The 4,861-nt window shown below is 40.2% G+C and carries 5 protein-coding genes and 1 pseudogene; 3 read left to right on the top strand and 3 right to left on the bottom strand.

Annotation, left to right across the window (positions count from 1 at the left end):
• The coding region (locus H6G68_RS27500) for a tyrosine-type recombinase/integrase (RefSeq protein ID WP_242045414.1) at nucleotides 1-1,057 on the top strand (1,057 nt) is incomplete at its 5' end.
• Between the two features lie 102 nt (nucleotides 1,058-1,159).
• Nucleotides 1,160-1,963 carry an Rpn family recombination-promoting nuclease/putative transposase gene (locus H6G68_RS26535; RefSeq protein WP_190909314.1) on the top strand — a complete coding sequence of 268 codons (804 nt, stop codon included), beginning with the start codon at nucleotides 1,160-1,162 and terminating at the stop codon, nucleotides 1,961-1,963.
• Nucleotides 1,964-2,111: 148 nt separating this feature from the next.
• Here the strand turns inward: H6G68_RS26535 and H6G68_RS26530 are convergent, their stop codons facing one another.
• A complete protein-coding gene (locus tag H6G68_RS26530; RefSeq protein WP_190909313.1) occupies nucleotides 2,112-2,417 on the bottom strand; it encodes a type II toxin-antitoxin system TacA family antitoxin in 306 nt (101 codons plus the stop codon).
• A gap of 336 nt (nucleotides 2,418-2,753) precedes the next feature.
• Nucleotides 2,754-3,017 (bottom strand): hypothetical protein, encoded by a 264-nt coding sequence (locus H6G68_RS26525; protein WP_190909312.1) that lies wholly within the window; start codon nucleotides 3,015-3,017, stop codon nucleotides 2,754-2,756.
• Nucleotides 3,018-3,540: 523 nt separating this feature from the next.
• Between H6G68_RS26525 and H6G68_RS26520 the strand changes: the two genes are divergently transcribed.
• Nucleotides 3,541-4,173 carry a type I restriction enzyme HsdR N-terminal domain-containing protein gene (locus H6G68_RS26520; protein WP_190909311.1) on the top strand — a complete coding sequence of 211 codons (633 nt, stop codon included), beginning with the start codon at nucleotides 3,541-3,543 and terminating at the stop codon, nucleotides 4,171-4,173.
• A gap of 86 nt (nucleotides 4,174-4,259) precedes the next feature.
• On the opposite strand, the pseudogene H6G68_RS26515 reads toward H6G68_RS26520, so the two are convergent.
• Nucleotides 4,260-4,633, bottom strand: a pseudogene (locus H6G68_RS26515) (four helix bundle protein).
• Nucleotides 4,634-4,861: the final 228 nt, after the last annotated feature.

Genomic DNA, 4,861 nt, shown 5'->3' with positions numbered 1-4,861 from the left:
CGTAGAAATTCTCCCTCCCTCCTCCAGTAAAGTTGTATCTCGTGATACTGCTCAACCTGTGACCGCCGAATTAGTAGAGGAGGTGATTCGCCAATATTATTACCGCACACCTGCTGTAGCAAATGATGAGGAGTTGATTTTGGCTTGGGCGGGGTCGCAAAATCGAGAACAAACTAAGCGAAAATACTATCGCTTTGGTCAAAAATTACTCGCTTGGTTGGAAAAACAAGGTGTACGGGATTTGAGATTAGTTCAGCCACCAAAGTTACTGGAATTTATTGCTAGTTGGGGTGAGGTTTCCCCTTATACTAAATCTAACTCCGTTTTGATGTTGCGATCTCTTTGGAGTTATGGGCATGGGGAGAATGTCGGCTATTTTTTACGGAATATTGCTAGTACCATAAATTACGATAATTTCAGTGACTTACCGAAGGCAGAGCGTTATTTAGAAGATTGGGAGATGGCGCAGTTGGCTGATGTTGCCCAGCGTTTGGGGGAGCAGCACTGGCTAGTTTTTTGTTTGCTTTTTTATAGTGGGATGCGGGTGGGTGAGGTTGGTCGGGTGACGGTTCCTGGTGATAAACCGGGTCAACCTAAGGAAGATTATCCGGGTTTATATTGGCACAACTTTAAATGGCAGCCCGACCCGATACCGGAAGATAGGTATCGGGGGTATTACACAATTAAGTTTCGCGGGAAGGGGGGGAAGTACCGGGAGATTGGTTTGGACCACCAGACTTCGCTGATATTTAAAAAGTACCGGGGGATGGCAGGTGAGAAGATGCCAGTGTTTCCAAATCTGTCACCTGACCCGAAAAAGCGGGGTTTGCCGTTGAGTGACCGAGCGATTAAAAAATTGATTCAGGATATATCTGAGGTGGCCAAGGTGAAGTTTTCTTGCCACTGGTTACGCCATTCTCACGCGTCGCGGGCGGTGGATAGTAAATCACTGTTTGAGGTGCAAGACCAGTTGGGGCATAGTAAGAGTGATACTACTAAGACCTATGTTCGTTCTAAAAAGGATGCGGGAACGGGGACTGTGTTGCCGAGGTTTTGAGGAGAAATGTGATCCATTAAGTAGGTGAACAGAAAAAAACCGCAGACGCGGAGTGCCTTCTCGGAGAGTAATATTTAACGATGACTGATATGATGCCTGTCTATGTTTGATAATGTCTGTCGCTTTTTAGCCGAGTCATTTTCAGCCGATTTCGCCACCTGGTTAATCGGTGAATCTATTGAACTCACCCAACTCAGTCCATCAGAATTATCCCTCGAACCGATTCGAGCAGATGCGTTAATTCTGTTACAGTCAGATGAAATTGTTCTGCATATAGAATTTCAAACTGAACCAAAAGCACAAATTCCCTTTCGGATGGCGGATTATCGGTTAAGGGTGTATCGCAAATTTCCCAATAAACGGATGCGTCAGGTTGTGATTTACCTACAACCAACCACATCCGAATTAGTCCAGCAAACAGCTTTTGTTTTAGAAAATACCCGTCATGAATTTGGCGTTATTCGTCTTTGGGAGCAACCCAGCGACATATTTTTGAATACTCCTGGTTTGTTGCCGTTTGCAACTCTCAGTCAAACTGAGGATAAAACGCGAATATTACAAATTGTTGCAGAAGCTATCGAGCAAATCAACGATACCCGAATTCAAAGTAATGTTGCTGCATCAACAGCCATATTAGCAGGGTTAGTATTAAACAAGAAACTGATTAAAAGGTTATTACGGAGTGATACTATGCGCGAGTCTGTAATCTATCAGGATATTTTGCAGGAAGAGGCACTTTCTATAATTACGCGACAACTTCGCCGTAAAATTGGAACTATTCCACCTGTACTACAATTAAAAATTCAATCTCTACTATTGGTGCAGATTGAAGAATTAGGAGAGGCTTTACTTGATTTTTCGAGTTTAAGCGATTTAGAAGCTTGGTTAGCACAATATCAAGTTTAGCAATATTGGTCAGGGTTTAGCAATGCGCTTTACCCTCTATGGGTGATGGTTTAAATTTATGTCAACCAATTATTTAAAGTTTCTGACCTTGATTTGAATTGTGATATATCATGGCTAGAATTAATTGGGTGAGGAGCTTCTATAATTTTTATTTCTGCCATTCTTTATCCCAAGGTGATTTAGCAGCTAAAAAGTTACGTAGTTCCTCATCTACTTTAGGTGGTGCGTCTAAAATATCAAGAATTTCTTGATATTTTTTTTCATCTAAAGCACAAAAAGTTTGAGCGCAAATTACTTTTTCTGCTTCTCTACAAGCGACATCTAGCATGAAATCAGAACGAGTTTTACCAAGAATTGATGCAGCATAATCAATTAAATTACGCTGTTTTTCTTGAACTCTAATATTTATAACCTGATTTCGTCCAGGATTATCCATTTCAAAGAAAGCTACCATTTTAGTTTTCTGAATTTTAATTACTCCATTACGCTAGGGTGTTGATTCTGTACCTTTTGAGGGGGTAAAAATTCATGCAAAATCTCTGGTATCTATTGGAGCAAAAGCCTATGTAACATAGACTTTACGTTCACATGGACACAAAATTTGCATGAACTGAAAACGGGGAAATTTCATCAAAATCAACACCCTACCATTACGCCTATTATAGATAATCGTATACACAATGTCATAGTGTTCCCTGTTGCCCGTTCCCTGTTCCCCCAGCAATTCTAATTTTTTAAATATGTTGAGATCCGTCTGAACATCCGCCTGCTCCCTTGCCTCTTTTTAAATCTATCCCATATCATTTCGGCACACCTCACAAAGTCCGTTTTCAAGGTCTTTGCTATCTGCAAGACAGCCATAGCATAACTCAAAGCGATCTGTAAAATTCTCTAAAATTTCTCCACTATTACAGTCATATTTTCGACACGCAGTGTTAGTAATATTTCTAACAAGAGATTGAGTTTTCTCTTTGCCTAACCAACCAAAAATGTGTTCTTGTTCCATTAACTCCAAGATTTCATTTAGCATATAACTACCAGAATGATTAGACATTTTTTCTCCTATAAATCCATTAATTGAGATTGAGATATTTTAAAAGCTTGACGTAATTTAGCTAGTTCATTTCTTCTTTTAATTTAGCTATTTGATTGGCAAGTTTTGCTGTTCTGTCTAAGGGGTAAATTTTTAGCAAGTTTACTAAACTTCTGATGTACTGTCATATCCAACTTCCCAATTTACCCTATCTATAATCTTAACTGAAATTGATTTGATGTATACTATGGTTTACTGATTAGTTTTGTAGGTTATTGAGGCGCGGCGATACTACTTTAAAGCTAAAATTTAGTTAGAGTACCCGGATTTCTCACCAAAATTCTCAAACCCTTATAAAATCTGGATTCTGGAGTTTCACACTGCATCAAAAATCAACCCCGTAAAAAATGCCTGAAACCCATTCTCTATACGGGTTATACAAATTGCGATTACATTGTTTGTGAGAAATACGGAAGTAAAGGTTTCAGGGTTAATAGCTTTTTTTGTACACTTGAGCCAAAATTTCGTCAGGAGAAATATCAAGATGGTTCAGTCTATTGCAGCCAAGGATGTGACGCTACGGGAATTAAAGCAAAATTTTGGCATTCAAATCGTTCAAGATGCTACTTTTTTTCCTGAGTGGTTGGATGGGCTTGAGGCTTTGAACAAAGAAGAGCAACATTTATTAGATCGGGTGAAGGCTAATTTTTTAGAATTGATGGATGATCCTCCAATGCTAGAAAATACGGTGAAGATGGTGGTACTTGCGCCCTTGTTAGATTTAGCTGGTTTTTATCATAAACCGTTTAGGATTGAAACAGAAACGGGTGTGGCTTTAGAAATGGAGGATGAGGGAACGATTATTCGGGGGCGGATTGATGTTTTGGTGTTAAAAAATCGGCTTTGGTTGTTGGTAATTGAATCAAAACGGAGTGATTTTGCGGTGACACGCGCAATTCCTCAAGCTTTGGCTTATATGTTGCTCCCTGAGGAAACTGTGCTACCAACCTTTGGCATGATTACCAATGGTAATGAGTTTTTATTTTTAAAGGTATTGAAACATGAATATGCTAATTCGCGGCTGTTTTCTTTGGTAAATCCTGATAATGAGCTTTATAGTGTATTACAGGTATTGAAGCGTTTGGGGATGGAGGCGATAGCGTTCAGCGCGACATAGGAATCGTCGGGAGCGATGCGATTTCGTGAGGTGAGGCAGGAGGCAGAGGGCAGGAGGCAGGAGGCGAGGCAAGAGACAGGAGGGTTTTAAGACTTAATCTTTTGAATGCTTGACACTAAAATTCCTTGAAACCTATCGACTTCTTCCAAAACAGGAGTAAATAGTTCAGGCGATGCTAATCCGACTTCCTTAGAAATAATCAATTGAGTATCAAGTTCAAGGGAGCGAACCTAAAGCAATGTGTAAAAATTGAATATATTCGTTCTGCGTCCGTCTTCCATAACCTTCCCTAACGGGACGCTACGCGAACAGCTATATTTGATGGCACGGAAACTGCCGAGCGTCTAATCTGGCTAGTTAATCCGTAAAGTTCAGATTTCGGGAATTTTTCGGTAAGTCGATAGCAGTTAATGGCAAGCTTGACACCACGCTGCCAAATAAATTGTTCTCTGTAACTCATGACGCAAAAAGTTTGAAGTAGGAAGTTGGGAGAAATTACATCATTATACACCTCCTGCCTCCTGCCTCCTGCCTTAAACCCAGAATTTTCACAAAATCGCGTTGCTCCCGGAATCGTCTATGTTTGATAATATCTGTCGCTTTTTAGCAGAGTCATTTTCAGCCGATTTCGCCACCTGGTTAATCGGTGAATCTATTGAACTCACCCAACTCAGTCCATCAGAATTAT

Source organism: Anabaena catenula FACHB-362 (assembly GCF_014698735.1).
GTDB lineage: Bacteria > Cyanobacteriota > Cyanobacteriia > Cyanobacteriales > Nostocaceae > Anabaena > Anabaena variabilis_A.
The sequence above is the reverse complement of the archived record's forward strand: the minus strand, read 5'-3'. Positions and strand labels throughout refer to the sequence as shown.

What these genes read in the sequence shown, in the direction of transcription:
- H6G68_RS26535 (WP_190909314.1), top strand. Translation starts at nt 1,160, where the DNA reads ATGTTTGATAATGTCTGTCGCTTTTTAGCCGAGTCATTTTCAGCCGAT.
- H6G68_RS26530 (WP_190909313.1), bottom strand. Translation starts at nt 2,417, where the DNA reads ATGGTAGCTTTCTTTGAAATGGATAATCCTGGACGAAATCAGGTTATA.
- H6G68_RS26525 (WP_190909312.1), bottom strand. Translation starts at nt 3,017, where the DNA reads ATGTCTAATCATTCTGGTAGTTATATGCTAAATGAAATCTTGGAGTTA.
- H6G68_RS26520 (WP_190909311.1), top strand. Translation starts at nt 3,541, where the DNA reads ATGGTTCAGTCTATTGCAGCCAAGGATGTGACGCTACGGGAATTAAAG.